The following is a 24,874-nucleotide window of genomic DNA, read 5'->3' as shown; positions in this document are numbered from 1 at the left end:
GCGGGGAGTGCCCGCATCGTCGATGTTTGCGCGAGATGCGATTGCAGAAAAACACTACACGGCAAGTATTTTTCTGCACGCGCGCATTGCGCATGCGCGATGCGATGATGTGCATCGTCGATCCCGCGATCGCCGCGCAAGGGCGCTTCGCGGACTCTGAGTCGCGAGTTTTGGCAACGAAAATATTTTCATGCTTAACGGCGCAAGCGCTCGTCAGCGCGTGTGGAAGCCGCCGTTTTGCGCGAATCGCGTGGCGGCGATTCGGCCGCCGCATCGCCGTCGGTCGGGATGGAGTTTGCCGCCGAGGGTGCGCGCGAGCGTCGCAGCGCGAACCGGAAGCGAGGTGACGAAGCGTATCCGTCACCTCGTTCGAACGTGTGACGTCAGATGCCGAGCTTCGACTTCAAGAGGTCGTTGACGCTCTGCGGGTTGGCCTTGCCGCCGGACGCCTTCATCACCTGGCCGACGAACCAGCCGAGCGACTGCGGCTTGTCCTTGACCTGCGCGGCCTTGTCGGGATTGGCCGCGATGATGTCGTCGACCACCTTCTCGATCGCCGAGAGATCGGTGACCTGCTTCATGCCGCGGCTTTCGACCAGCGCGCGCGGATCGCCGCCCTCCTGCCAGACGATCTCGAACAGATCCTTGGCGATCTTGCCGGAGATCGTGCCCTCGCCGATCAGGTCGATGATCGCAGCCAACTGCTCGGCGTTGACCGGAGCGCCCGTAATATCCCGCCCTTCCTTGTTGAGACGGCCGAACAGCTCGTTGATCACCCAGTTCGCCGCCACCTTGCCGTCGCGGGCACGGTTGCCGAGCGTATCCAGCACCGTCTCGTAGAACACCGCGCTCTCGCGCTCGGCGACCAGCACGCTCGCATCGTAAGCCGACAGGCCGAAATCAGCGACGAAGCGCGCCTTCTTCTGGTCCGGCAGCTCCGGCAGCTCTGTCTTCAGCTCGTCGACGAAGCTTTGCGAGAATTCCAGCGGCAGCAGGTCGGGATCGGGGAAGTAGCGGTAGTCATGCGCCTCTTCCTTGGACCGCATCGATCGCGTCTCGCCCTTGTTGGGATCATAGAGCCGCGTTTCCTGGTCGATCTCCCCGCCGTCCTCGAGGATCTCGATCTGGCGCCGCGCCTCGTACTCGATCGCCTGGCCGATGAAGGTGATCGAGTTCATGTTCTTGATCTCGCAGCGGGTGCCGAGCGGCGCGCCCGGCTTGCGCACGGAGACGTTGACGTCGGCGCGCAAGGATCCCTTCTCCATGTCGCCGTCGCAGGTGCCGAGATAGCGCAGGATCGAGCGCAGCTTGGTCACATAGGCCTTGGCCTGCTCGGCGTCGCGGATGTCGGGCTTGGAGACGATCTCCATCAGCGCCACGCCGCAACGGTTGAGATCGACATAGGACATGGACGGCGACTGATCGTGCAGCAACTTGCCCGCGTCCTGCTCAAGATGAAGGCGCTCGATGCCGATGGTCGCGGTCTTGCCGCCATCCAGTTCGACCACGACCTCACCTTCGCCGACGATCGGCGACTTGTACTGGCTGATCTGGTAGCCCTGCGGCGAGTCCGGATAGAAATAGTTCTTGCGGTCGAACACCGAACGCAGATTGATCTGCGCGTTCAGCCCGAGCCCGGTCCGGACAGCCTGTCTGACGCATTCCTCGTTGATGACGGGCAGCATGCCTGGCATCGCGGCATCGACCAGCGACACGTGGCTGTTCGGCTCGCCGCCGAACGTGGTCGAGGCGCCCGAGAACAGTTTTGAGTTCGAGGTCACCTGGGCGTGGATCTCCATGCCGATGACCATCTCCCAGTCACCGGTGGCGCCCTTGAGAAGCTTGTGCGTGGCCGTGCTCATGTCCTGCTCCCGAGCAGCGTGGCAGCGATCCGCTCCCACTCCGCCTCCAATGAATCCTTTGCCGCGGGTTGGCCGGCCTGGCGATACCAGTAGCCGGCATTGCCGAGATCGCCTTCGACCCGGTGCAGATAGGCGTGCACCCAGGCGGCGTCGCGGCTGTTCTCGTCCTGAACGATCTTGTGCGCCTGATCCCAGTCGCCCTTCGCGGCCCACCAGAGGCCGGCGAGCGGCGCGTTCAGATCCGGCGCGGGCGCCGCGCCGTCGAGGCTCGCGATGAACGCGGCGACATTCACCACCACCTCGCGGGCGTGAAGCGGCCGGCGGCCTGCTCGATCACCTCGCCGAGCGAGAACAGCGTCTCCTCATCGAACGGACGGCCGATCAGCTGCAGGCCGAGCGGCAGGCCTTGCGCGTCCTTGCCGGCGGGCACGGCGATGCCCGGCAGGCCCGCCATGTTCACGGTCACCGTGAAGATGTCGTTGAGATACATCTCGACGGGATCCGCCCCGCCCTTCTCGCCGATGCCGAAGGCCGCCGACGGCGTCGCCGGCGTCAGGATCGCGTCGACGCCCTTGGCGAAGCAGTCCTCGAAATCCTTCTTGATCAGCGTCCGCACCTTCTGCGCGCGCAGATAATAGGCGTCGTAATAGCCGGCCGAGAGCACATAGGTGCCGATCATGACGCGGCGCTTCACCTCCGCGCCAAAACCCTCGGCGCGGCTGTTCTCGTAGAGCTCGATGATGTTCTTGCCCTGCTCGCGCAGTCCGTAGCGCACGCCGTCATAGCGCGCGAGGTTGGAGGACGCCTCCGCCGGCGCCACGATGTAATAGGCCGGCAGCGCGTATTTGGTGTGCGGCAGTGACACCTCGACGAGCTCGGCACCGGCCGCCTTCAGCCAGGCCGCGCCCTCGCTCCAGAGTTTCTCGATCTCGGCCGGCATGCCGTCGAGGCGATATTCCTTGGGGATGCCGATCCTGATGCCCTTCACGGACTTGCCGATCGCGGCCTCATAGTCCGGCACGGCAATGTCGACCGACGTCGTGTCCTTCGGATCGTGCCCGGCCATCGAGCGCAGCAGCATCGCGCTATCGCGCACGCTGCGCGCGATCGGACCGGCCTGGTCGAGCGAGGAGGCGAAGGCGACGATGCCCCAGCGCGAGCAGCGGCCGTAGGTCGGCTTGATGCCGACGGTCGCGGTGAACGCCGCCGGCTGGCGGATCGAGCCGCCGGTGTCGGTCGCGGTCGCACCCATGCACAGCAGCGCCGCCACGGCCGAAGCTGAGCCGCCGGACGAGCCGCCCGGCACCAGCGTCGTGTTGCTTCCCTCACGCCGCCAGGGATTGCCGACGGGGCCGAAGCACGAGGTCTCGTTGGCCGAGCCCATCGCGAACTCGTCATTGTTGAGCTTGCCGAGCATCACCGCACCATCGCGCCAGAGCTGGGAGGTGATCGTGGACTCATAGGTCGGCACGAAATTGCCGAGAATCTTCGAGCACGCCGTGGTGCGCACGCCCTTGGTCGCGAACAGGTCCTTGATGCCGAGCGGAATGCCGGCGAGCGGGCCGCCCTCACCCTTGGCGATCTTTTCGTCCACGGCCTTCGCCATGTCGCGCGCGCGATCGGGCGTCTCCATCACGAAGGCATTGAGCACGCGTGCTGCTTCGATCGCGTTCAGATGCGCGTCGGTCAGCTCGAGGGACGTGAAAGTCTTGGCCGCGAGACCCTTGCGGGCCTCGGCGAGCGTCAGCGATGTCAAATCGGTCATTTATTGATCGGGCTGCAGAAGAACGGAGACAGGGTTTTGTCGTTGGCCGGGTCGTCTTTTTTCTTGGCGGCGGCGTTCGCGGCGGCCTCGATCTCGTCGAGCACGGCATTGACGGCGACGTTGGGATCGGCAGCCTTGCCCTGCCGCTCCATCTTGTCGAGATAGTTCATGTAGGCCTGATAGGCCTTCTCATCGTCGCAAAGCATGCACATCGGACTTGGTCCTAAGGCTCTTTAGTTTGACGCGTTTTCTTTACGCGAACCGGCTTCCACTTCGCTCGAAAACGCTACGTCACTCGACCACCTTGGGCACAAGAAAGAAGTGACCTTCGGTCGCGGGCGCGTTGGCAACGATATCGTCGGCGATCTCGCCGTCATTGACCACGTCCTGCCGCTTCTTCATCTGCATCGGGGTGACCGAGGTCATCGGCTCCACGCCCTCGACGTTGACCTCCGAGAGCTGCTCGACAAAGGCGAGCATGGCGTTGAGCTCGCCCTGCAGATGCGGAACCTCGCCCTCGGAAACCGCAATGCGCGCCAGATGCGCGATGCGGCGGACGGTAGTGGCGTCGACGGACATTATATAAGGCCTCTCACGGCAAAATCTAACTGCCGTATAGCAGAGGCCGGTTTTGCGCCGCAACCGGCGGCGCGACCTTAGCCAGCCAGTCCCTTCATGCGGGCCAGGGCCGATTTGGCAAAATCCCGGGTCAATTCGGCTGCGGGGACCTCGCGGCCCAGGGCCACGGCCTGGCCGGCCCAGAGATTGGTGAAATCCACCCTGCCCTGCTTTTCGGCAGCTGCCTTGAGCGGCCCCAGCGCGGTCGCGGCATGGGGAAAAGGCGGCGCCTCGGGCGAGATCGGGCCGGCTTCGCGCATCAGGCGATTCTGGACGCCGCGCGCCGGACGCCCGGTCATGACGTTGGTGATGACGGTGGAATCGTCCCGCGCTTCAGCCAGCGCCTTGCGCCCGCCCGCGCTGACCTTGGATTCCGGGCAGCGCAGATAGGCGCTGCCGATCTGCACGCCGGATGCGCCGAGCGCAAAGGCTGCGGCGATGCCGCGCCCGTCGGCAATGCCGCCGGCCGCGATGACAGGCACCTTCACGGCGTCGGCGACCTGCGGCACCAGCGCAAAGGTGCCGGGCTGCTCGGAGATCTTGTCGGTCAGGAACATGCCGCGATGGCCGCCGGCCTCGGCGCCTTGCGCAATGACGGCATCGACGCCGCGCTCTTCCAGCCAGACTGCTTCCTTCACCGTCGTGGCGGACGAGATGACGAGGCAGCCGGCAGCCTTGACGCGCTTGAGCAGCGCCTGATCCGGCAGGCCGAAATGAAAGCTGACGATCTCCGGCTTCAGCTCCTCGACGACCTCGCAGAACGCGGCGTCGAACGGCGCACGGTTCGCGGCGTTGATGGGCGCTGCGGGATCGAGGCCGTGCTCGGTGTAATAGCCCGTAAGCCGCTGCTTCCAGCGCGCTTCGGCTTCGGCCGTGAGGTCAACCGGCGTGTGGCAGAAGAAGTTCATGTTCACCGGCGCCTTCACGCGCTGGCGAATGATGTTGACCTGCTCGCGCGCCTTCTCCGGCGACAGCATCGCGCTCGGCAGCGAGCCGAGCCCGCCGCCCTCCGCCACGGCGATCACCAGTTCGGCATCCATCACACCAGCCATCGGCGCCAGCACGATCGGGAATTCGGTCTTGAAGAGATCGATCAGTCGACGGTCAGGCCACATAATTCTTGCCTCATGTTCGCTCTTCCCTCGCCCCTTGTGCGAGAGGGTGGATCGCCGCGCAGCGGCGAGACGGGTGAGGGGTTTGCATCCGCGGAGACAGACCCCTCATCCGGCGCGGATTGCCTCCGCGCCACCTTCTCCCACAAGGGGGGAAGGAAAAGAAGAAACCGAGTTGCGCCGGCCGGCGAGCAATTGCCCCGCTTCAATCGCAATCCGCTCCACGATCTCGGCCGCCGGTGCAATATCATGAATCAATCCGACCGCCTCGCCCGCGATCACGGCCGCGACATCGAAATTGCCGGCTGCTTTCGCGGCCGCATAGTCCGCCGCGACTGCGGCAACATTCTGCATCAGCTCGACCTCGCGGCCGATCCAGCGCCTGGCGTGGTCGTTGATGAGGCACCTTCCCGTGAACGGCGCCGGCCAGACATTGTTGCGCGAGAGATCGAAGATGATGCCGCGCACGGTCGTGCCGCTGTTCGCTGCGCAGATACGCCGCTTGGCCTCCTCCGCGCCATCAGCCTCCTGGCTCGCATAGAAGCGCGTGCCGAGCAGCACGCCGCTCGCGCCCAGCATCATCATGGCGGCGAGACCGCGCCCGTCGGCGATGCCGCCGGCCGCGACGACAGGCACGTGGCCCGCGGCAAGATCGACGATTGCAGGCACGAGATCGACGGTGGTGCGAGAGGCGCCGTGACCACCTGCCTCCGTGCCCTGCGCGATCAGGATGTCGGCGCCGGCATCGAGCGCCTGCCGCGCCATGGCTTCATCCTGCACCTGGCAGATCAGGCGTGCACCTGCGGACTTGATCTTCGGCGCGAACGGCGCGGGATCGCCAAACGACAACATGATCGCAGACGGTTTTGCGGCAAGAGCGACATCGAGAAGCTCGGGCCGCTTGGCGAGGCTCCAGGTGATGAAGCCGATCCCGAATGGCGCCGACAACCCCGCGAGCTTCGCAGTCTCCTGCTCCAGCCACACCTTCTCGCCATAGCCGCCGCCCAGAATGCCGAAACCGCCGGCACGGCTCACGGCCGTCACAAGCCGGCTGCCGGCAACGATGTCCATCGGCGCCAGCAGGATGGGATGCTCAATCTCCAGCAGCCTAGTCAGCGACGTCTCAATGGGCATAGCCCCTCCCTGATCTGGACAGGGAGACTAGGCGCGACTAGCATTCTCGAAAAATGAATTGTTGCGAACGCTGCCATCACAAAAGCGAAACGACGCCATGGAACTCAGCGATATCCAGACCTTTGCCGCCGTCGCCCGCACCGGCGGCATCACCCGCGCCGCGGAGGAGCTCAACACGGTGCAATCCAACGTCACCCAACGCGTGAAGGCGCTGGAAGCGGAGATCGGCACACCGCTGTTCGAACGCCACAGCCGTGGCATGACGCTGACCGGCGCCGGCAAACGCCTCCTGCCCTACGCACAGCGGATGGCCGCGCTATCACGGGAGGCCGTGCTCGCCGCGCGTGACGACGGCGAGCCGAAAGGACCGCTCGCGATCGGCTCGATGGAGACGACGGCAGCCGTGCGCTTGCCGTCCCTCCTCGCCGATTTCCACCGCAACTTCCCAGCCGTGCGGCTGAGCCTGCGCACCGCGACCACCGCCGACCTCGTCGCGGGCGTGCTCGAAGGCACGCTCGACGGCGCCTTCGTCGCGGGTCCCATCGCACATGCCGACCTCACTGCGACGAGTGCGTTTCGCGAAGAGCTGGTGCTGGTCAGCGCGCGGCGCTGGGCCTCGCTTGCCGAGCTGCGCGCCGGCACGCCGGAGTCTGGTCCGACCGCGCTGGTGTTCCGCACCGGCTGCACCTACCGCCAGCGTCTCGAACAGATCTTTGTTGAGTTCGGCTGGCCGTCGGCCGCACGCTTCGAGCTCGGCACGCTCGACGGCATGATCGGTTGTGTCGCTGCCGGCATGGGCGTGACGCTGCTGCCGCGCGCCGTGGTCGAACGCAGCGCGATGGCCGGCAGCGTGTCGATCCACGCGCTGGGCCCGTCGCATGCGCGCGTCGAGACGCTCTTCATCCAGCGCAGCGGCGGACATCAGTACAGCGCGCTCGGCGGTTTCATGTCCTGCCTGAAGAAAGACAACGACGTCATCGCGGCCTGACACCGGCGCAGCGTTCCACGTGGCGAAATTCGTCACAAATCCATCGCGCTTGAATTAGTCTGCGCTGCGTTCAGCCGCCGCAGCGCGGCACCGCGAAATGCTTTGAAGCACGCATCCGTTCTACGTTAGGATGCGTCACTGGCCAGCGCAAAAACACAACGAAGCCAAAACATCGGGAGGACTATCGATGCGCAATACGCTCGTGTTGTGCTGTGTCGCCGCGTTGTCGGCGATATCAGGAACTGCAAGCGCACAGGACTGGACCAAATCGAAATGGGGACCGAACGACGAGATCGGTGCCGCCAACTACATGACGCCCGAGCTCGTGGTCAAAGCGGCATCGCTGGTGAGGACCGGCAAGACCTACGCCCTCGGCATTCCCGTCACGCCACAGACACCCGCCTATCCGCCACGCACATTCAAGCTCACCATCGTTCAGCCCGGACAGGCCGGCAGCCCGGGTCTCGGTCCGAACAAGGCGACCTATAACGACGACATCCTTGATACGTGGGTCGGCATCGGCAGCCAGCTCGACGGTCTCGGCCATCTCGGCGTCGAGCACGTCTATTACAACGGCAACAAGCTCGCCGATTTCGCCGATCCGAATGGCTTGAAGAAGCTCGGCATCGAGAAGGTGCCGCCGATGGTCACCCGCGGCGTGCTGCTCGACATGGCCGCCTATTTCAAAACCGACATCGTGAAGGAAGGTACCGCTTTCAACGTCAAGGAGATCGAGGAAGCCGCCAAGCAGCAGAACGTCGAGATCCGCCAGGGTGACGTCGTCATCTTCCACACTGGCTGGCTCAGCCTGATCGGCAAGGACGACAAGCGCTACTCGGCCGGCGAGCCCGGTCTCGGCGTCGAGGGCGCGAAGTACCTGACCGGCAAGGGCGTGGTCGCCATCGGCGCCGACACCTGGGCGCTCGAGGTGCTGCCGTTCGAGTCCAAGAACGTGTTCGAGGTACACCAGATCCTGCTCGCGATGAACGGGACCTACATTCTCGAGAACATGGACACCGCCGCGCTCGCTCGCGACAAGGGCTATGAATTCCTGTTCGTGCTCGGCCAGCCGCGCTGGACCGGCGGCGTGCAGGCGATGATCAACCCGATCGCGATCCGCTGATCGATACGTCGACCCGGGCGGGGATCCGCCTGCCACCCGGCAGGCCCCTCGCCCGGCCTCTCCGTCACCGCGGCCTGAGATGCCAGCGCCGCAATGCAACGAAGGCCCAGATAGCTTCGACGAGGCCAAACGGCCAGGCGCCCTGCAGGAAGCCGTAAGCCGAGCCGAGCGCGCAGGACACAGCGAACAGCAGCACGAACCAATGGCTGCGATCCTCCAGGGCATAGCAGACCAGCATCGTCGTCACGGCAAACAGGCCGAATAGTGTCAGTGCATCCATGTTCCGGGTTCACTCCGCGGCGCGACGCGTGATATGCGCTAACACCATGCCGGCTCTTATCCTGCCTCTCGTCGATGCTGCAACCCACTGGCCCGAACGCGGCGGGTTGGTCGGCCTTGACCTCGGCACCAAGACCATTGGTGTTGCCGTGTCCAATCCGGACCGGCGGTTGGCGACCGGCGTCGAGACCATCCAGCGCAAGGCGTTCAAGCAGGACGCGGCGCGGTTGCTCGCGATCGCGGCCGAGCGCAAGGCGGTCGGCTTCGTGCTCGGCCTGCCCATCAACATGGACGGCAGCGAGGGCCCGCGCGCGCAATCGACCCGCGCCTTCGCCCGCAACCTTGCCGGGCTGACCACACTCACCATCGGCCTCTGGGACGAGCGTCTGTCGACCGCAGCGGTCGAGCGCGAGCTGATCGGCATGGATGTCAGCCGCGCCAAGCGCGCCGAGGTGATCGACGAGCACGCCGCGATCTTCATCCTGCAAGGCGCGCTCGACCGCCTCGCCAATTTACGACAAGCCTAATTCCCGGAAGCGACAACATGGCATTGCCGACGAGCGCAAAAATTTCGATCGGCGCCGTCCTCCTGGTTCTCCTCGCTGTGCAGGGTTGCTCTGCCGCGGAGGATCATGCGGTGTCGGAGCTCAAAGGCACGTGGTCCGGGACGTTCAACCAGTATTCGCACAACATCAACGGCAGTTTTCCAGTCAAGCTCACCATCGACGCGATCTCTGGGGCTGAATTCACGGGCACCATGGAGTGGCCAAGCTTTGACGGCACCCGGACAAAAGTGAAGGGAATGGTCGACGGCCCGCTGATCAAGTGGACCGAGACCGAATATCTCAAGGGCGACGATGCCGTCCTCGGCGGACTGTACGTCACGCGCTTCAGCGCGGACAACGAGATCGCCGGCGACTGGATGGACCCCAAACACACCATCACGCCGAAGGGCCCCCGCTACGGGACACGCGGGGCCGACTTCGTTCTGAAAAAGGAATAGGCGCCTGCCATGGCCGTCGTGATCGCGGCGCTGCTGCCGGTCTTCATTCTCATCGTGCTCGGCGTGGTGCTCAGGCGCACCCTGATGCGGCTCGACACGCAATGGCACGGGCTGGAGCGGCTGACCTATTTCGTGCTGTTCCCGATGCTCCTGATCCAGACGCTGGTGAAGGCCGACCTCTCCAGGGTGCCGGTCGCCGGCGTCGGCGGTGCGCTGCTGCTGTCGGTGCTGGCGATGTCGCTGCTCTGCCTCGCGCTCCGCCCAGCGCTCGCGCGGTTCGACATCGACGGTCCCGCCTTCACCTCGATCTTCCAGGGCGCGACGCGGTGGCAGACCTATGTGGCGCTCTCGGTGTCCGCCAACATGTTCGGCGATGTCGGACTCGCGCTGGCGTCGGTGGCGATGGTCGCGATCATTCCGCTGGTCAACGTGTTCAGCGTCGCCGTGCTCGCGCACTATGCATCGCCCGAGAAGCAGTCCGCGCGCGCCATCGTCATGACGGTGATCCGCAATCCCCTGATCTGGGCTTGCGTGATCGGCCTCGTCATCAATGTCATCCATCTGCCGCTGCCAAAGATCTGGCACGAGGTTGCGGACGCGCTCGGCCGGTCCTCGCTCGCCATCGGCCTGCTCGTTACCGGCGCCGGCCTGCAGCTCAACGGTCTGCTCCGCCCGAGCGTGAGCGCAACCATCGGCGTGGCGTTCAAGCTGGCGCTGATGCCCGTGCTGGCGCTGGCGCTCGCCGCCTGGTTCGGTCTCTCGGGCGACAGCCTGGCGATCGTCGCAATCTGCGCGGCGGTGCCGACCTCGCCCAGCGCCTATGTGCTGGCCCGCCAGATGGGCGGCGATGCGCCGCTGCTGGCGCAGATCATCACGCTGCAGACGATCTTGGCGGCGGTCACGATGCCGATCGCGATCGCGCTGGTGGCTTAGGCCTCGTGCGAGGCCTCAGCTCCCCAGCCACATCGTCAGCACCACCGCAGTCAGATTGTTCAGCGCATGCAGCACGACGGTGAGCCAGAGCGAGTTGGCGCGATAACGCATGTAGCCGAACCACAGGCCGATGGAGAAGACCTCGGCGAGGAAGTACATGTCGTACTGCAGGTGCACGACCGTCCACACCAGTGACGACAGGATGATCGCGCCGGGCACGCGCAGGAAGCTCGCCGACCAGCCGCGAAACAGGAAGCCGCGCGCCAAAACCTCTTCCGACATCGGCGCAGCGACACTGAACGCGAACAGCAGCATCACAGCCGCGCCCTTGTCGCGGCCCGATTTCAACAGATCGGTCATGAAGCCCGGCGTCGCCTCGCGGCCAAGGCTCCGCGACATCGTCTCCCAGGCGACCACGATCAGGACAAGCCCGATGGCGCCGAACAGCATTTGCTTCCAGGACGGCCAATGCAGCGCGAGATAGTCGACGAACGAGGCCTTCTTGATGCGGATGGCGAGCCACACCGCGGCCAGCGTCGCCGGCAGGCCCATGGTCACCGACAGCGCGAGCGCCGCGGGCTCGCGACCGACACGCTGGATCGACATCAGGTCGAGGGGGTCGCCACGGTCCCAGACCAGATAGAGGATGGCACCGACCTGGCCGAGGAACATCGCGACGAAGATGAGCAGGCCCCACACCGCCGTGCCCCAGAATTTCCAGACGCGCGGCGCAGCTGGCGTCACGGTCATCGGCGGGAGATCGGGATTGAGGGAGTCCATTCAAGCGCTTTCGTTGGGACGGCACCATCATTCCGGGGCCGTTCGCACGACGATCTACTTCGTTCGCGGCGGAATCGGGAAATCATAGGCCGCCGCGCCCGCCCCCGGCAGGGAAAAATGCCACCACTCCTTCGCATAGTTCACAAAGCCTTGCTTCGCCATCGCGGCCACCAGCCGCTTGCGCCAGGCGCGCTGGTCCGGATTGATCGACGGTGCCGCAGTGTGCCCCTTCGTGTCGGTGCAGTCGTAGCCCGTGCCCATGTCGACGCTGCCCTCCGGCAATCGTGCCTCGACCGGCGCCGTGCAATCGGCATAGGCTTTTGACGGATCGTATCTGGCGGAATTGTCAGCCTTGAGATCGACCAGCGTGAGATCGAGCGCCGCGCCCGTGGAATGCTGCGAGCGGCTCGCGATGTAGCCGAGGCGGAACAGCTCGCTCTTCGGGATCTTCGGATTGTAGCGCCGCTCGGCCGCCGTCTCGTAGCCGTTCTGCGACCACTTCACCATGTCGAGCGAGGCCCGCGCCGGCCGGTAGCAGTCGAACATCTTCAGCGACAGGCCTTGCGCCGCCAATTCCTGCTGAACCGCCTTCAGCCGCAGCCCCACCTCCCGCTTCACCACGCATTCGCCGGCGCCGTAACCGGCCAGCGGACGGCCGACGAAATTGTTCGAGGTGGCGTAGCGGATGTCCTGGATGATGCCGGGGTCGATGTCGCGCAGATAGACGAAGCCGCCGGGGAGCGACTGGGCGTTGGCTGCGCTGATAACGGTTGCTGCCAAGAGCGCGGTCAAAATTGTTTTCAACTGGAGCTCCCCACATCGTGATGGCCGGGCTTGTCCCGGCCATCACGGCCTTTTACGTCAAATGCGAATGAAGCACGTGGATGCCCGGGACAAGCCCGGGCATGACGGAGAGGATGAGCCCGCACCGACAGATCAGGGGATAACTCCCCGCCCCGGCATTGGCCCTTGCTCCCCCAGCCATCCCCGCCTATAGCTCTCGTTTTAATGACATCGAAATCGACCTTCGTCCTCGGCCACCGGCATTTGCTGGGCATCGAGGGCCTTTCCGCGGCCGACATCACCGGCCTCCTCGACCTGTCCGAAGAATATGTCGAGCTCAACCGCCAGGTTGACAAGAAGCGTACCGTCCTGCGTGGACGGACGCAGGTAAATCTGTTCTTCGAGGCCTCGACCCGGACCCAGTCCTCGTTCGAGCTCGCCGGCAAACGGCTGGGCGCCGACGTCATGAACATGTCGGTCTCCTCCTCGTCCATCAAGAAGGGCGAGACGCTGGTCGACACTGCGATGACGCTCAACGCCATGCACCCGGACATTCTGGTGGTTCGGCATCACGCGTCCGGCGCGGTGGAACTGCTGGCGCGCAAGGTCGACGGTTCCGTGATCAATGCCGGCGATGGCGCGCACGAGCATCCGACGCAGGCGCTGCTCGACGCGCTGACCATTCGCCGCAACAAGGGCCGGATCGAGGGCCTCGTGGTCGCGATCTGCGGCGACGTGCTGCATTCGCGTGTGGCCCGTTCCAACATCATCCTGCTCAACACTATGGGCGCCCGCGTCCGCGTCGTCGGCCCCTCGACGCTGCTGCCGCCCGGCATCGAGCGCATGGGGGTCGAGGTTGCGCGCGACATGCGCGAGGGGCTCAACGGCGCCGATATCGTCATGATGCTGCGGCTCCAGCGCGAGCGCATGAACGGCTCCTTCGTGCCGTCGACCTCCGAATATTTCAACTATTTCGGGCTGGACCAGAAAAAGCTCGCTTACGCCAAGCCGGACGCGCTCGTCATGCATCCCGGCCCGATGAACCGCGGCGTCGAGATCGACACCGCGGTCGCCGACGGCGCGCAATCGCTGATCCGCGAACAGGTCGAGATGGGCGTGGCGGTACGCATGGCCGTGCTCGAAGCGCTCGCCCGCAACTTGCCGAACGCGTGATGCTCATGCTGACTGACCGCCGTCCCATCCTGCTCGCCAATGCCCGCGTCGTCGATCCCTCCAGGGATTTCGACGGCCCCGGCGATGTCCTGATTGCCGACGGAATCATCCGCGAGACCCGTCGCGGGATCGGAGCGGCCGGCGTCCCCGAGGGCACCGACGTCGTCAACTGCGCCGGCAAGATCGTGGCCCCCGGCCTCGTCGACATGCGCGCCTTCGTCGGCGAGCCCGGCTTCAGCCACCGCGAGACCTTTGCCTCCGCGAGCCAGGCGGCTGCGACCGGCGGCATCACCACCATCATCTGCCAGCCCGACACGTCTCCGGTGATCGATAACTCGGCGACCGTCGACTTCGTGATGCGCCGTGCCCGCGACACCGCGATCGTCAACATCCAGCCGATGGCGGCGCTCACCAAGGGAATGCACGGCGAGGAGATGACCGAGTTCGGCCTCCTCAAGGCCGCCGGCGCGATCGCCTTCAGCGACAGCGACAAGAGCGTGATCAACGCGCAGGTGATGCGCCGCGCGCTGACCTACGCGCGCGATTTCGACGCGCTGATCGTGCATTACACCGAGGATCCCGATCTCGTCGGCGAAGGCGTGATGAACGAGGGCGAGTTCGCCTCGCGGCTCGGCCTGATGGGCATCCCGAACGCGGCGGAGGCCGTGATGCTCGAGCGTGACATGCGTCTCGTCGCGCTCACCGGCGGGCGCTATCACGCGGCGTCGCTGACCTGTATCGACTCGCTCGACGTCCTCAAGCGCGCCCGCGACGCCGGCCTCGCCGTGACCGCCTCCGTCTCGATCAATCATCTTGCGCTGAACGAGAACGATATCGGCCCCTACCGGTCGTTCCTGAAGCTGTCGCCGCCACTGCGGACCGAGGACGACCGGCGCGCGCTGGTCGCGGCTGTCGCCTCCGGCCTCGTCGACGTCATCATGTCCGACCACAATCCGCAGGACGTCGAGGTCAAGCGCCTGCCGTTCGCGGAAGCAGCACACGGTGCCATCGGGCTCGAGACCATGCTGCCGGCGGGCCTTCGCCTCGTGCACAATGAGGAACTCGACCTGAAAACGCTGATCCGGGCCATGTCGACGCGGCCGGCCGAGATCCTGGGTCTGCCGGGTGGAACCCTGCGCACGGGCAGCCCGGCCGATGTCATCGTGATCGATCCCGATGTGCCCTGGATCGTCGATCCCGCCGACCTCAAATCGCCCTGCAAGAACACGCCGTTCGACGAGGCCCGCTTTACAGGCCGCGTGGTGCGCACCATTGTCGGCGGACGGACGGTGTACGAGCATGTCTGACGGGCAAATTCATGCGTGGCGTCGCGGTTCAGCATGGAGATGCGGCCATGGGGCTTGAAGCCTTCCTGCCGGTGGCCTTTGTCATCGGCTACCTGCTCGGCTCGATTCCGTTCGGGCTGGTCCTGACCAAACTCGCCGGCACGCAGGATATTCGCTCGATCGGCTCCGGCAGCATCGGCGCCACCAACGTGCTGCGCACGGGACGCAAGAGCCTTGCCGCGGGCACCCTGCTGCTCGACGCGCTCAAGGGCACGGTCGCGGTGGTGATCGCCGGCTACATCGCGGGACCCAATGCCGCCATGGTGGCCGGGCTCGGCGCCTTCCTCGGCCATCTCTTCCCGGTCTGGCTGAAGTTCAAAGGCGGCAAGGGCGTCGCCGTCTATATCGGCATCCTGCTCGGCCTGTTCTGGCCCGGCGCGATCGTGTTCTGCCTGCTTTGGCTCGCCACCGCCTTCACCACCCGCTACTCCTCGCTGTCCGCGCTGGTGGCGGCGTTCATCACCCCGATTTTCCTGTGGTGGTTCGGGCATCTCGCGCTCGCATCGCTGTTCGCCGCGCTGACGCTGCTCTTGTTCTACGCGCATCGCGAGAACATCAAGCGACTGCAATCGGGCAAGGAAAGCCGGATCGGCGAGAAGGCCTAGAGCGTTTTCGAGCGAAGTGGCTACCGGTTCGCGTCAAGAAAACGCGTCAAAACAAAATCCCAAGGCCGGAAAAAGTACGGATATCGCCGCACCGCCTCCGCATTATGTGCCAATTCCTGTTCGCAACTCGGAAGCTGCTCGCGGCCGGAGTGGCGAACGAGTTCCACGCCTGTCATCCTGACAGCGGAAATGGCGTTACGCGGTAGCTCAGAATGAGCGAGAAGATTGTCGGCGCGCATGACGGGCCTGGTTCGCACGGTGCTTCCAGCACCGCAGCAAGCCGGCTGCTCTCGATGACCAATGTCTGGTCCGATGCGCCCTCGCCGCTGCCCGCGCCCGAGCCTGCTCCCGTACCCCCGCCAGTGACCCGGCCTGCGCCCGTCGCGCAAGCCGCCGCGCCAGTCGAGATCGTGACCATTGCCGCGCCGGTCGCGCCCGTGCAGCCGCGCTCCAGCCAATGGCCGCCGCAAAGAGTGTCGCTGGCCCTTCAGGGCGGCGGCACTTTTGCGGCCTTCACCTGGGGCGTGCTGGAGCGGTTGCTGGAACACCCGACCATCCAGATCGACACCATCAGCGGCGCCAGTGCCGGCGCCATCAATGCGCTGCTGCTCGCCTCCGGCCTCGCCGAAGGCGGACGCGAAGGCGCCCATTCGCGGTTGAACCGGTTCTGGGCCCGCCTGATGCACGAGGCCTCGTTCCGCTCCTTGATGCTGGTCGGCGGATTCTCGCCGGCGGGAAGCTCGGTCGCGTTCGGTCCGACGCTGCGCTCCGGCCAATTCGATCCGTTCGATCTCGATCCGCTGCGGCTGGCGCTGTCGCGCGACATCGATTTTGCCGCCTTGCGCGACGCCGCCTGCCCAAAACTGCTGATCGCCGCGACGCGAATCCGCGATGGGCAGCAGCAGATCTTCCGCAACGATTGCATTACCGCCGACGTCGCGCTGGCCTCGACCTGCCCGCCTTTGGTTCACTGCGCCGTCGAGATCGACGGCGAGGCCTATTGGGATGGCGGCATTGGCGGCAATCCGCCGCTGGTGCGCCTGGCGCAGGAATCGACAGCCCCCGATCTGCTGCTCGTCCAGGTCACGCCCACGCGTGACAGCTACGTGCCGATCACGCTCGCCGCGATCGACCGCAGGCTCGACCAGATCGCCGCCAACGCCGCCCTCAACGCCGAGATCGCGGCGCTGGAATGGGCGCGAGCAGCTGCCGCACCTTCGCTGCGGCTCTCCAGGATCGCGGCCGAAGACTCCATTGAGGGCCTGGCGCAGCGCTCATCCACCGATCTCGGCCGCGGCTTCATTCGTACGCTGCACCGGAGTGGCCGCGAGGCCGCCGAGCGTTGGCTCGGACAAGGCGCCACAGGCGCCGAGGCCGAACGCGCGCTGCCCGCCACTGAGCCCGCGCTAGCCTGATTTCGCCAGCGCATCCTCCAGGAACCATGCCGCCGCAAGCGCGCCCGGATCGTTGCCGAAGCGCGCGATCACCTGCACGCCGATCGGCAGGCCGCCGACCTTCAGCACCGGCACGTTGACGCAAGGATTGCCCATCAGCGTCCAGAGCCGGTTGTAGCGGGGCGAGCCGGTCGAGGCGAGCTCCTTGGCCGGCGCGGTGCCCGGCGCCGAATAGGTCAGCAGCACGTCAAAACCCTCGAACAGCTCGCCGAGCTCGCGGCGGCCACGGCGGGCGATCCGACGCGCGTCGTCATACTGCTTCGGCGTCAAGCCGACGGTGTCATCGAGGCTGGCACGCAGCATCGGCGCGATCTCGTCATGATGCTCCGAAAACTCCCAGGCCAGCGCGCGATGCGCCTCGAAATCCTGGATGATCGGGTGGATGCGCCAAGCTTCCTGCACCGACTCCGGCAGATCGATGGTCTTGACACTGGCACCGGCCTTCTCGGCCGCCTTGATCGCAGCCTGCAAGCCCTCTTCCGCCGCCGGCTCCACGGCCTCGGCAAACTCCTGCCTCACCACGCCGATGCGCGGCGCCTTGGCCGCGGCGATGCCATCGAATTCAGTGCGGCCGGTGATCGCCAGCAGCCCGCGCGCGAGATCTTCCGCGCGATATCCGAACAGGCCGACAGTATCAAGCGCCCATGAGTAGCACTTCACGCCGATGGTCGGCAGCATCCGGAACGACGGCTTGATCGCGGCAGCCCCGCAATAGGCGGCGGGCCGGATCACCGAGCCGCCGGTCTGGGTGCCCAGCGCCAGCGGGATCATGCCGGCACCGACGGCCGCGGCCGAGCCCGAGGACGAACCGCCCGGCGTATGGCCGAGATTGTGCGGATTGAGCGTCGGGGTCGGATCGCGCGAGGCGAACGCCGTGGTCGTGGTCTTGCCGATGATGGTGGCGCCTGCCCGCTTCAGCATCATCACGACCGGCGCGTCCGAGCGCGGCTGCCAGCCGCGGTAGATCTCCGAGCCCATCTCGGTCGGCATGTTGGCGGTGTCGATGATGTCCTTGATGCCGACGGCGATGCCGCGCAGCGGGCCGGAGGCTTGCGCCTTCGCGGATTTGTCGTGACGGACGAAGGCGTGGACGTCCTTCTCCCTGGCCTCGATCGCCGCGTGCGACTGGGCGATGGCGTCATCGGGCGAAAGCTCGCCCGCTTCAATGCGGCGCTGGAGGTCGGCGAGTGAGATCATGGCAATACCCTTCTTATTGCCATCGCTTTTAGCATCGGGACGAGGTCGCGCAAGCGCACGTGGACGCGGTCGATCCATGCGTGCAGTCGACCGGGACCAGCGGCTCGACCAGAGCATCCGCGTCCGCGGGCGCCGCGCGGATGAGATCAAAAATGGAAACAGAATCTTTCAATTATTTCTATTTTTATCGCGATTCAATCGAGCCAGTGTGAGGTCACAACGCAGGGCCCTGCGGCGCGCACTCTCTTACGAACCACAAACGCCTGGTGCGTCACCGCCGTCGGACCTCAACCAAGCACAGGAGCGATGACCATGGATACGACCCGTTATGCTTCCCTCGTTGGCCGGCTGCTGATCGGCCTCCCGTTTGCAATGAGTGGCTTCAGCAAGCTCACCGCCTATGGTGCGACGACCGCTTACATCGCCGCTGCGGGATTGCCGGTGCCCCCGTTGGCATATGCGATCGCAGTTCTCGTCGAGCTCGGTGGCGGTCTCCTGCTGATCGCGGGCTATCAAGCCCGCTCGGTCGCGCTGGCGCTCGCCATATTCTCGCTGGCCGCGGCAGTCTCGTTCCACAACAACTTTGCCGACCAGAATCAGATGATCCACTTCCTCAAGAACGTGATGATGGCAGGCGGCCTGCTCCAGATCTTTGCCTTCGGTGCCGGTGCGCTCAGCCTTGACGCTCGCGTCTCGCGGAGCGGCGTCGCTGTCGCTCAGGCGGCCCACGCGCGTTGAATCGACGACCTTGCGGAAGACCCGTCGACCACGTCGGGTCTTCCTGCAGCGCCTTTGAAGCCCGATCAAGCGCACGCAACTGTTGCCCACGCCCTCAGGTTGTTCCATGCTGCCTCCACAAGGAGACGCCGTGGACGCCATCAATCCGAGCGTTGAGCTGACCGAGGCTGAGCGGATCGACCGCCTGCGGCTGATCCGCTCTGACAATGTCGGGCCGCGTGGCACTAACGCGGAAACGCCGCAACCTTTGCGTTAGTTCTAAATTGCCCCGACAATCAAGGCGATGAGATTCGAATTGCCGGACTGTTGGACGCTCACGCCGTCTCGGCTTAGGCTGTGCGCCTTCTGACCCAACCTGTTCATTGACGCGGCTGGACCAATGTCGAAAAATGCTTACTCTCTGCCAGAGGATAAGCGATTTAGCGGTGCTATGAAACGACGCGGATTCATCACTTTGGCTGGCGGGGCGTTGGCGTGGGCAACGGCCGCACGCGCTCAGCAAGTGAAGCGCGTCTCGCGGATCGGCCTTTTCCTCCCCCCACCGCGAAATTCGGAGGTCGACGCGTTCCTCGTTGCGCTTCGCGGTCTCGGTTGGGTTGAGGGCGAGAACGTCCACGTTGAATATCGCGACGCCGACGGCGACGATAACCGGCTTCCGGCGCTGGCTGCTGAACTGGTCGCCCTCGGCGTCGACGTTCTCGTGACAGCCACATTTCCCGGGGTTCTTGCCGCGCACCGTGCGACGACCACAATTCCAACCGTGATGATCGTGGGTCCCGATCTGGTGACCTTGGGCCTTGCAGCCAGCATGGCTCATCCCGGTGGCAACATTACGGGACAGACCTTTTTCCTTACAGAACTAGCTGCGAAGCGGTTAGAGGTTCTTGCGAGCATAGCTCCCTCGATGACCCGCGCAGGGGTGCTCATGCAGCGAGGCAACCCCTGAACAACGGCACCATGAGTGCCATGACGAACGCCGCGCGGGCAATGAAGGTTGAGCTGCGACCGATCGAGCTTGACGTCCCCGGCGACCTCGACAACGCGCTATCAATCGTCGGCTCCTCCGCCATGGACGGTCTCGTCATCACGGACGCCAATGCGTTTGTCACCAATTCGGCGTTGGTCTCGGCGATTGTCGACAAGTGCCGCGTGCCATCGATTGCCGCACCCATCGTCGCGTCCCGGGGGGCGCACTGGTAGGGTACGGGGTAGACTTCACCTCCATGTTTCGCCGCGCCACTGTTTTCGTTGACAAGATATTGAAGGGCGCGAACCCGGCCGACATCCCCATCGAGCAGCCGACGCTGTTTAAGACGGTCATCAACTTGAAGACCGCCAAGGCGCTCGGCCTCGAGATACCGCAGTCGTTGCAGGTGCGCGCGGACGAGGTCATCGAATAGCAAAAGCCTTGAGGAATGAGGCAGCGCGTTGCTCCATTCCTCCTCCGCCCATGATTGGGGCGATAGAAACGACCACACGTCGCTGTTGCCCACGCCCTCAGGTTGTTCCATGCTACTCCCACAAGGAGACGCCGTGGACGCCATCAATCCCAGCGTGGAGCTGCCCGAGGCTGAGCGGATCGACCGCCTGCGGCTGATCCGTTCTGACAATGTCGGGCCGCGCACCTTCCGTTCGCTGGTCGATCATTTCGGCACGGCGCGCGCTGCGCTGGAGCGGCTGCCCGATCTGGCGCGCCGCGGCGGCGCGGCCCGTTCCGGGCGCATCTGTAGTGCCGATGAGGCGAAGGCCGAGCTCGCCGCAAGCCGCAAGTACGGCATCGCCTGGCTTGCGCCCGGCGAGGACGGCTATCCGGCGCGCCTCGCAACACTCGACGATGCGCCGCCACTGCTCGCCGTGCGCGGCGACACCGCGACCCTGATGCGGCCGATGATCGCGATCGTCGGTTCGCGCAACGCCTCCGGCGCCGGCTTGAAATTCGCTGGCCAGCTCGCGCGTGAGCTGGGCGAAGCCGGATTCCTCATCATCTCGGGGCTCGCCCGCGGCGTCGACCAGGCCGCACACCGCGCCAGTGTCGAGAGCGGCACCATCGCGGTGCTCGCCGGCGGCCATGATTGCATCTATCCGCCCGAGCATGGCGACCTGCTCGCCTCGATCCTCGATCACGCGGGCGCTGCGATCTCGGAGATGCCGCTCGGCCACGAGCCGCGCGCCCGCGACTTCCCCCGCCGCAACCGGCTGATCTCCGGCGCCGCGCTCGGCGTGGTCGTGGTCGAGGCGGCGCACCGCTCGGGCTCGCTGATCACCGCGCGCATGGCGGCCGAACAGGGCCGCGAGGTATTCGCGGTGCCCGGCTCGCCGCTCGACCCGCGCGCTGCCGGCACCAACGATCTGATCAAGCAGGGCGCAACGCTCGTCACCGAAGCCGCCGACATCATCAACGCTGTCGCACCGATCATGGAGCGGCCGCTGATGCATCCGGCGAGCGAGCCCGATAGCGAACCGTTCGAGAGCGACCCGCAATCACACGACCGCGACCAGATCACCGGCCTGCTCGGCCCTGCCCCCATCTCGATCGACGATCTCGTGCGGATGTCCGGCGCCTCGCCCGCAATCGTCCGCACCGTGCTGCTGGAGCTCGAGCTTGCGGGCCGCCTCGAACGCCACGGCGGCGGTCTCGTTTCTCTTCTCTAGGTGTCGTTGCGCTCATCGAACCGCGTGCGTGCCGCCGCGATCTGCGCCTGGTGCTCCTTCGCCCATAGCCCAAGCGCCATCACGGGCTGCTGGAGCCCGCGGCCAAGATCGGTCAGCTCATAGTCCACGCGCGGCGGAATGGTCGGGAAGATCGTGCGCGTGACGAGGCCGTCGCGCTCCAGCCCGCGCAGGGTCAAGGTCAGCATCCGCTGCGAGATGCCGTTGATCATCCGCTTCAGCTCGTTGAAGCGCTTGGGCCCGTCGCTCAGCATCATGATGACGAACACGCTCCATTTGTCGCCGACGCGCGCCAGGATCGAGGCGACCCCGCGGCAGTCCGCGTGGTCGCGATCCGGCATCTGGGGAGCAGGAAAATCGGTGTGTGCAGGTCTCAAAGATGTGCCCATGGCTCAAAAAAGTGCGTTCTTGCGGGGAATTTGACAGTCACTCATGTAGTGCGGGTTACAAATCTATACCATAGGTGAACCCCAATGAAACTCCTCCATATCGACTCCAGCGTGCTCGGCCCCCACTCCGTCTCACGGCAGGTTTCCGCCGCCATCGTCGACCGTCTCAGGCAGGCGACGCCGTCGCTCGACCTCGTCTACCGCGATTTGACGCAGATTCCGCTCGCCCACCTCTCCGGCTCGCACCTTGCGGCCGCGCAAGGCGCGCCGGCGCCGGCGGAACTCGGTCCCGACCTGGCCGCGAGCGCGGCCGTGCTCAACGAGTTCCTCGATGCCGATATCGTCGTGATCGGCGCGCCCATGTACAATTTTACGATCCCGAGCCAGCTCAAGGCCTGGATCGACCGCGTCCTGGTGGCGGGGAAAACGTTCAAATACGACGCGAACGGCCCGCAGGGCCTTGCCGGCAACAAGCGCGTGATCGTGGCGATCTCGCGCGGCGGCTATTATGGCCCGGGCACGCCGGCCGCCTCGCTCGAGCACCTCGAAACCTATTTGCGTGGCGTGTTCGCGTTCATGGGCATCACGAGCCCCGAATTCATCGTCGCCGACGGCATCCAGGTTGGCCCTGAGCATCGTGAGAAAGCGCTGGCCGGAGCGCTTCAGGCTGCCACCAGCCTGCAGGCGGCGTAAGACTTACGCCGACACCAGCCGCTGCCGGAGCCCGGCGGCGGCTGAGAATTCGACAGCGCTAAAACCAGGCGCCCTGAACGCCAAGAATGACGGCGACGAGCGAAATGAAAAGCCCGATGCCTGAGAAAAGTGCCACCCCGATGAACTCGGACGTATCGGAGTGCTTGGCTGGAATGGCGGAATGTTCGGTGTAAATACGTGGTTCTGAAATCGACGAAGAAATACGAGCTGCTTTTGACATCGCGGGCTCCCTGAAAGTGAGTCTTATGACCCTGCCCGCAAAAGGGTCTTGGCAGCGCAAGCGAAGGTTCAACGCCTCACGGAAGGTTCAGAGGAATACAGCCACCGAGGTGTAGGAACAGGCCGGCGCAACCGATGTCGTCGCGCCGACCGATTCAATTTTCGCAAACGTTGATCAGCCGCGATAGATCGGTGCGCCCGCGGGAGAGGCAACCGCGCCACCATCGACGAAGATCTCCTGGCCCTGGATGTGCCCGGCATCGTCGGAGGCGAGGAACAGGACCGTCTTCGAGATGTGATCCGGTTCAGCAATGCGGCCGAGCGGCGTGGATAGTCCAAGGCGCTTCTCGAACGCCTTCTCCGCTTCAGGCGTTGCGATCGCGGCGCCCCAGATCGGCGTGCGGGTCGCGCCGGGCGCAACGACGTTGACGCGGATGCCGCGCGGCGACAGTTCCGAGGCCATGATCCGCGCTAGCGCGCGCACGCCGGCCTTGGCGGCTCCGTAAGCGGAGTAGCCGGGAACGCCGAGCACGGAGATTACCGAACCGTTGAGGATGATCGAGGCGTTGTCGTTGATATAGTGCAGTGCCGACTGCACCGTGAAGAACACGCCCGTGAGGTTGGTGCTGATCACCTTCTCAAAGACATCCAGCGTCGTCGAGCCCAGCGGCGTGCTGCCGGGGATGCCGGCATTGGCGAACACGATATCGAGCTTGCCGAATTTTTCGGTGCCCTTCTTGATCGCCGCTTCAGTCGCGGCGACGTCGGTCGCGTCCGCAACCAGAGCGATCCCGTTCGGCCCGAGTTCCTTTGCTGCGGCCTCCAGCGTCTCCTTATTGCGCCCGGTGATGATCACCTTCGCGCCCTCGGCCACGAACAGCTTTGCCGTTGCCAATCCAATTCCGCTGTTGCCGCCGGTGATGAGTGCCGTCTTGCCGCTCAGTCTCATGCTCGCCTCTCCAGTAGTTTCATTATGAAACCGTATTGCAATCTAGGCGTATGGTTTTATGATGCAACCACACAAGCGCGTGATTGGCGCCGACATCGTGCGAATGTGAGGAGACCTCAGACGATGGTGAAACGAACGAGTTTTGAGGGTGACGGCTGCCCGGTCGCGCGGTCGCTGGAGGCGATCGGCGACTGGTGGACTCTGCTGATCATCCGCGAAGCGATGCTCGGTATGCGCCGCTTCGGCGAGTTTCAGGGCAAGCTCGGCATGGCCAAGAACATCCTGTCGGCGCGGCTGCGCTCAATGCTCGAACACGGCATACTGGCGACCGCCCCCGCCTCCGACGGCAGCGCCTACCAGGAGTATGTGCTGACGCCGAAGGGACTTGGCCTCTTCCCGATCCTGGTCGCGCTCCGGCAATGGAGCGAGGAGTTCGACGACACGCCCGAGGAGATCGACACCGTCATGGTCGATCGCGTCAAAGGCCGCCCGGTGAAGAAGCTCGAGCTGCACGCCGAGGATGGACGGTTGCTCAGCCTGGCCGACATCACGCTGAAGCCCCGACCGGCACCGCGGCGGCGGTCGGCGTGAGCGCCCGACTGCCTTCACACCGTCATTGCGAGCGCAGCGAAACAATCCAGACAGCCACCCGAGGAAGGACTCTGGATTGCTTCGCTGCGCTCGCAATGACGAGGTTGATGCAGCGCGGTCAACTCTCCGACCGTCACCCCGAGGTGCTCGCCTCTTCGGCGAGCCTCGAAGCTGACAAAGGCGAAAGCCATCACGACAGCTTGCGCTTGCTCCGCAGCCGCAGATGCTCGTCGGCCTCCAGCTTGGTCATGCCCAGGAGATAATGCAGCACATCGAGCTTGTGGCGCTCGGCGAGCTTGCGCAAAGCCCCGACCTGCTCGGCGATGAAGGCGACGGCCTCATCGACGCCGCCCTCCCCTGGTTCCTCACCGCGCGAGCCTCCCGCCACGCCTGACGCGGCGCGCGCCCGTTTCTTTCCTGGCTTAGTCACCAGACCCCACCCGAATCCA

31 protein-coding genes and 1 pseudogene are annotated in these 24,874 nt (G+C 65.2%); 17 read left to right on the top strand and 15 right to left on the bottom strand.

From position 1 onward, the window contains the following. Nucleotides 1-383: 383 nt before the first annotated feature. The 7 genes from gatB to AB7Z56_RS18940 all read right to left on the bottom strand — a co-directional run bounded on the left by gatB (nucleotide 384) and on the right by AB7Z56_RS18940 (nucleotide 6,491). Nucleotides 384-1,862 (bottom strand): Asp-tRNA(Asn)/Glu-tRNA(Gln) amidotransferase subunit GatB, encoded by a 1,479-nt coding sequence (gene gatB / locus AB7Z56_RS18970; RefSeq protein ID WP_354096593.1) that lies wholly within the window; start codon nucleotides 1,860-1,862, stop codon nucleotides 384-386. After that, entirely contained in the window at nucleotides 1,859-2,161 is a 303-nt protein-coding gene (locus tag AB7Z56_RS18965) for a hypothetical protein (protein WP_094183808.1), read from the bottom strand. The genes gatB and AB7Z56_RS18965 overlap by 4 nt, the downstream gene beginning before the upstream one ends. Continuing rightward, nucleotides 2,152-3,627, bottom strand: a complete 1,476-nt coding sequence (gene gatA, locus AB7Z56_RS18960; protein WP_247310028.1) for an Asp-tRNA(Asn)/Glu-tRNA(Gln) amidotransferase subunit GatA — start codon at nucleotides 3,625-3,627, stop codon at nucleotides 2,152-2,154. The genes AB7Z56_RS18965 and gatA overlap by 10 nt, the downstream gene beginning before the upstream one ends. Further along, nucleotides 3,624-3,839 (bottom strand): hypothetical protein, encoded by a 216-nt coding sequence (locus AB7Z56_RS18955; RefSeq protein ID WP_014494728.1) that lies wholly within the window; start codon nucleotides 3,837-3,839, stop codon nucleotides 3,624-3,626. Before AB7Z56_RS18955 ends, gatA begins: the two co-directional genes overlap by 4 nt. Before the next feature lie 79 nt (nucleotides 3,840-3,918). Beyond that, nucleotides 3,919-4,206 (bottom strand): Asp-tRNA(Asn)/Glu-tRNA(Gln) amidotransferase subunit GatC, encoded by a 288-nt coding sequence (gatC, locus tag AB7Z56_RS18950; RefSeq protein ID WP_028150645.1) that lies wholly within the window; start codon nucleotides 4,204-4,206, stop codon nucleotides 3,919-3,921. A gap of 77 nt (nucleotides 4,207-4,283) precedes the next feature. Further along, nucleotides 4,284-5,360 carry an NAD(P)H-dependent flavin oxidoreductase gene (locus AB7Z56_RS18945; protein ID WP_354096591.1) on the bottom strand — a complete coding sequence of 359 codons (1,077 nt, stop codon included), beginning with the start codon at nucleotides 5,358-5,360 and terminating at the stop codon, nucleotides 4,284-4,286. A gap of 105 nt (nucleotides 5,361-5,465) precedes the next feature. Further along, on the bottom strand, nucleotides 5,466-6,491 hold the full coding sequence (locus tag AB7Z56_RS18940) for an NAD(P)H-dependent flavin oxidoreductase (protein WP_354096590.1): 1,026 nt from the start codon (nucleotides 6,489-6,491) through the stop codon (nucleotides 5,466-5,468). 97 nt (nucleotides 6,492-6,588) lie between these two features. On the opposite strand from AB7Z56_RS18940, the gene AB7Z56_RS18935 reads away from it, so the two are divergent. Both AB7Z56_RS18935 and AB7Z56_RS18930 read left to right on the top strand, forming a co-directional pair. Continuing rightward, a complete protein-coding gene (locus AB7Z56_RS18935) occupies nucleotides 6,589-7,479 on the top strand; it encodes a LysR family transcriptional regulator (protein WP_063982821.1) in 891 nt (296 codons plus the stop codon). 187 nt (nucleotides 7,480-7,666) lie between these two features. Continuing rightward, complete coding sequence (locus tag AB7Z56_RS18930; protein ID WP_063982820.1) at nucleotides 7,667-8,602, top strand: cyclase family protein; 936 nt, start codon at nucleotides 7,667-7,669, stop codon at nucleotides 8,600-8,602. 64 nt (nucleotides 8,603-8,666) lie between these two features. On the opposite strand, the gene AB7Z56_RS18925 is transcribed toward AB7Z56_RS18930, so the two are convergent. Next, a complete protein-coding gene (locus AB7Z56_RS18925; RefSeq protein WP_063982819.1) occupies nucleotides 8,667-8,882 on the bottom strand; it encodes a hypothetical protein in 216 nt (71 codons plus the stop codon). A 46-nt stretch (nucleotides 8,883-8,928) separates the two neighbouring features. On the opposite strand from AB7Z56_RS18925, the gene ruvX reads away from it, so the two are divergent. The 3 genes from ruvX (at nucleotide 8,929) to AB7Z56_RS18910 (ending at nucleotide 10,817) form a co-directional block, all read left to right on the top strand. Continuing rightward, nucleotides 8,929-9,408 (top strand): Holliday junction resolvase RuvX, encoded by a 480-nt coding sequence (ruvX, locus tag AB7Z56_RS18920; RefSeq protein ID WP_063982818.1) that lies wholly within the window; start codon nucleotides 8,929-8,931, stop codon nucleotides 9,406-9,408. Between the two features lie 110 nt (nucleotides 9,409-9,518). Beyond that, nucleotides 9,519-9,884 carry a hypothetical protein gene (locus AB7Z56_RS18915; RefSeq protein WP_187388032.1) on the top strand — a complete coding sequence of 122 codons (366 nt, stop codon included), beginning with the start codon at nucleotides 9,519-9,521 and terminating at the stop codon, nucleotides 9,882-9,884. Between the two features lie 9 nt (nucleotides 9,885-9,893). Then, on the top strand, nucleotides 9,894-10,817 hold the full coding sequence (locus AB7Z56_RS18910) for an AEC family transporter (RefSeq protein WP_063982816.1): 924 nt from the start codon (nucleotides 9,894-9,896) through the stop codon (nucleotides 10,815-10,817). Between the two features lie 15 nt (nucleotides 10,818-10,832). Here the strand turns inward: AB7Z56_RS18910 and AB7Z56_RS18905 are convergent, their stop codons facing one another. Together AB7Z56_RS18905 and AB7Z56_RS18900 are read right to left on the bottom strand one after the other, a co-directional pair. Further along, a complete protein-coding gene (locus tag AB7Z56_RS18905; RefSeq protein ID WP_063982815.1) occupies nucleotides 10,833-11,597 on the bottom strand; it encodes a CPBP family intramembrane glutamic endopeptidase in 765 nt (254 codons plus the stop codon). Nucleotides 11,598-11,651: 54 nt separating this feature from the next. Then, nucleotides 11,652-12,401, bottom strand: a complete 750-nt coding sequence (locus AB7Z56_RS18900) for a M15 family metallopeptidase (RefSeq protein ID WP_283016770.1) — start codon at nucleotides 12,399-12,401, stop codon at nucleotides 11,652-11,654. Between the two features lie 204 nt (nucleotides 12,402-12,605). On the opposite strand from AB7Z56_RS18900, the gene AB7Z56_RS18895 reads away from it, so the two are divergent. The 4 genes from AB7Z56_RS18895 to AB7Z56_RS18880 all read left to right on the top strand — a co-directional run bounded on the left by AB7Z56_RS18895 (nucleotide 12,606) and on the right by AB7Z56_RS18880 (nucleotide 16,919). Further along, a complete protein-coding gene (locus AB7Z56_RS18895) occupies nucleotides 12,606-13,553 on the top strand; it encodes an aspartate carbamoyltransferase catalytic subunit (RefSeq protein WP_014494716.1) in 948 nt (315 codons plus the stop codon). Nucleotides 13,554-13,558: 5 nt separating this feature from the next. After that, a complete protein-coding gene (locus tag AB7Z56_RS18890) occupies nucleotides 13,559-14,860 on the top strand; it encodes a dihydroorotase (RefSeq protein WP_063986318.1) in 1,302 nt (433 codons plus the stop codon). A gap of 47 nt (nucleotides 14,861-14,907) precedes the next feature. After that, nucleotides 14,908-15,504 (top strand): glycerol-3-phosphate 1-O-acyltransferase PlsY, encoded by a 597-nt coding sequence (plsY, locus tag AB7Z56_RS18885; RefSeq protein ID WP_063986317.1) that lies wholly within the window; start codon nucleotides 14,908-14,910, stop codon nucleotides 15,502-15,504. Between the two features lie 212 nt (nucleotides 15,505-15,716). Continuing rightward, on the top strand, nucleotides 15,717-16,919 hold the full coding sequence (locus AB7Z56_RS18880; protein ID WP_283016771.1) for a patatin-like phospholipase family protein: 1,203 nt from the start codon (nucleotides 15,717-15,719) through the stop codon (nucleotides 16,917-16,919). On the opposite strand, the gene AB7Z56_RS18875 is transcribed toward AB7Z56_RS18880, so the two are convergent. Next, nucleotides 16,911-18,155, bottom strand: coding sequence for an amidase (locus AB7Z56_RS18875; RefSeq protein WP_063982812.1), 1,245 nt, complete (start codon nucleotides 18,153-18,155; stop codon nucleotides 16,911-16,913). The genes AB7Z56_RS18880 and AB7Z56_RS18875 overlap by 9 nt on opposite strands. A 312-nt stretch (nucleotides 18,156-18,467) precedes the next feature. On the opposite strand from AB7Z56_RS18875, the gene AB7Z56_RS18870 reads away from it, so the two are divergent. The 6 genes and pseudogenes from AB7Z56_RS18870 to dprA all read left to right on the top strand — a co-directional run bounded on the left by AB7Z56_RS18870 (nucleotide 18,468) and on the right by dprA (nucleotide 21,545). Further along, complete coding sequence (locus AB7Z56_RS18870; RefSeq protein ID WP_063982811.1) at nucleotides 18,468-18,893, top strand: DoxX family protein; 426 nt, start codon at nucleotides 18,468-18,470, stop codon at nucleotides 18,891-18,893. A 106-nt stretch (nucleotides 18,894-18,999) separates the two neighbouring features. Then, nucleotides 19,000-19,113: pseudogene (locus tag AB7Z56_RS18865) on the top strand (DNA-processing protein DprA); the annotation flags it as partial. A gap of 210 nt (nucleotides 19,114-19,323) precedes the next feature. Beyond that, complete coding sequence (locus AB7Z56_RS18860) at nucleotides 19,324-19,839, top strand: ABC transporter substrate binding protein (protein WP_283016772.1); 516 nt, start codon at nucleotides 19,324-19,326, stop codon at nucleotides 19,837-19,839. 11 nt (nucleotides 19,840-19,850) lie between these two features. Continuing rightward, nucleotides 19,851-20,093 (top strand): hypothetical protein, encoded by a 243-nt coding sequence (locus AB7Z56_RS18855; RefSeq protein WP_441256395.1) that lies wholly within the window; start codon nucleotides 19,851-19,853, stop codon nucleotides 20,091-20,093. Continuing rightward, nucleotides 20,036-20,293: an ABC transporter substrate binding protein gene (locus AB7Z56_RS18850; RefSeq protein ID WP_441256394.1), complete on the top strand. Its 258-nt coding sequence runs from the start codon at nucleotides 20,036-20,038 to the stop codon at nucleotides 20,291-20,293. Before AB7Z56_RS18855 ends, AB7Z56_RS18850 begins: the two co-directional genes overlap by 58 nt. A 109-nt stretch (nucleotides 20,294-20,402) precedes the next feature. Continuing rightward, nucleotides 20,403-21,545, top strand: a complete 1,143-nt coding sequence (dprA, locus tag AB7Z56_RS18845; protein ID WP_231142126.1) for a DNA-processing protein DprA — start codon at nucleotides 20,403-20,405, stop codon at nucleotides 21,543-21,545. On the opposite strand, the gene AB7Z56_RS18840 is transcribed toward dprA, so the two are convergent. Continuing rightward, the gene (locus AB7Z56_RS18840) at nucleotides 21,542-21,952 is read right to left on the bottom strand and encodes a winged helix-turn-helix transcriptional regulator (protein ID WP_028152772.1); all 411 of its coding nucleotides are present in this window, start codon (nucleotides 21,950-21,952) and stop codon (nucleotides 21,542-21,544) included. The genes dprA and AB7Z56_RS18840 overlap by 4 nt on opposite strands. 84 nt (nucleotides 21,953-22,036) lie before the next feature. Between AB7Z56_RS18840 and AB7Z56_RS18835 the strand changes: the two genes are divergently transcribed. Continuing rightward, nucleotides 22,037-22,645, top strand: a complete 609-nt coding sequence (locus tag AB7Z56_RS18835) for an FMN-dependent NADH-azoreductase (protein WP_014494708.1) — start codon at nucleotides 22,037-22,039, stop codon at nucleotides 22,643-22,645. A 58-nt stretch (nucleotides 22,646-22,703) separates the two neighbouring features. Here AB7Z56_RS18835 and AB7Z56_RS18830 read toward each other — a convergent pair whose 3' ends face one another. After that, complete coding sequence (locus tag AB7Z56_RS18830) at nucleotides 22,704-22,886, bottom strand: hypothetical protein (protein WP_071917406.1); 183 nt, start codon at nucleotides 22,884-22,886, stop codon at nucleotides 22,704-22,706. A 174-nt stretch (nucleotides 22,887-23,060) separates the two neighbouring features. Next, entirely contained in the window at nucleotides 23,061-23,834 is a 774-nt protein-coding gene (locus tag AB7Z56_RS18825; RefSeq protein ID WP_063982809.1) for an SDR family NAD(P)-dependent oxidoreductase, read from the bottom strand. Between the two features lie 123 nt (nucleotides 23,835-23,957). On the opposite strand from AB7Z56_RS18825, the gene AB7Z56_RS18820 reads away from it, so the two are divergent. Next, nucleotides 23,958-24,425 (top strand): winged helix-turn-helix transcriptional regulator, encoded by a 468-nt coding sequence (locus AB7Z56_RS18820; protein WP_063982808.1) that lies wholly within the window; start codon nucleotides 23,958-23,960, stop codon nucleotides 24,423-24,425. 190 nt (nucleotides 24,426-24,615) lie between these two features. On the opposite strand, the gene AB7Z56_RS18815 is transcribed toward AB7Z56_RS18820, so the two are convergent. Next, nucleotides 24,616-24,855 carry a hypothetical protein gene (locus tag AB7Z56_RS18815; RefSeq protein WP_071913093.1) on the bottom strand — a complete coding sequence of 80 codons (240 nt, stop codon included), beginning with the start codon at nucleotides 24,853-24,855 and terminating at the stop codon, nucleotides 24,616-24,618. Nucleotides 24,856-24,874: the final 19 nt, after the last annotated feature.

Source organism: Bradyrhizobium sp. 482_C4_N1_8 (assembly GCF_052075965.1).
Taxonomy (GTDB): Bacteria; Pseudomonadota; Alphaproteobacteria; order Rhizobiales; family Xanthobacteraceae; genus Bradyrhizobium; species Bradyrhizobium barranii.
The sequence above is the reverse complement of the archived record's forward strand: the minus strand, read 5'-3'. Positions and strand labels throughout refer to the sequence as shown.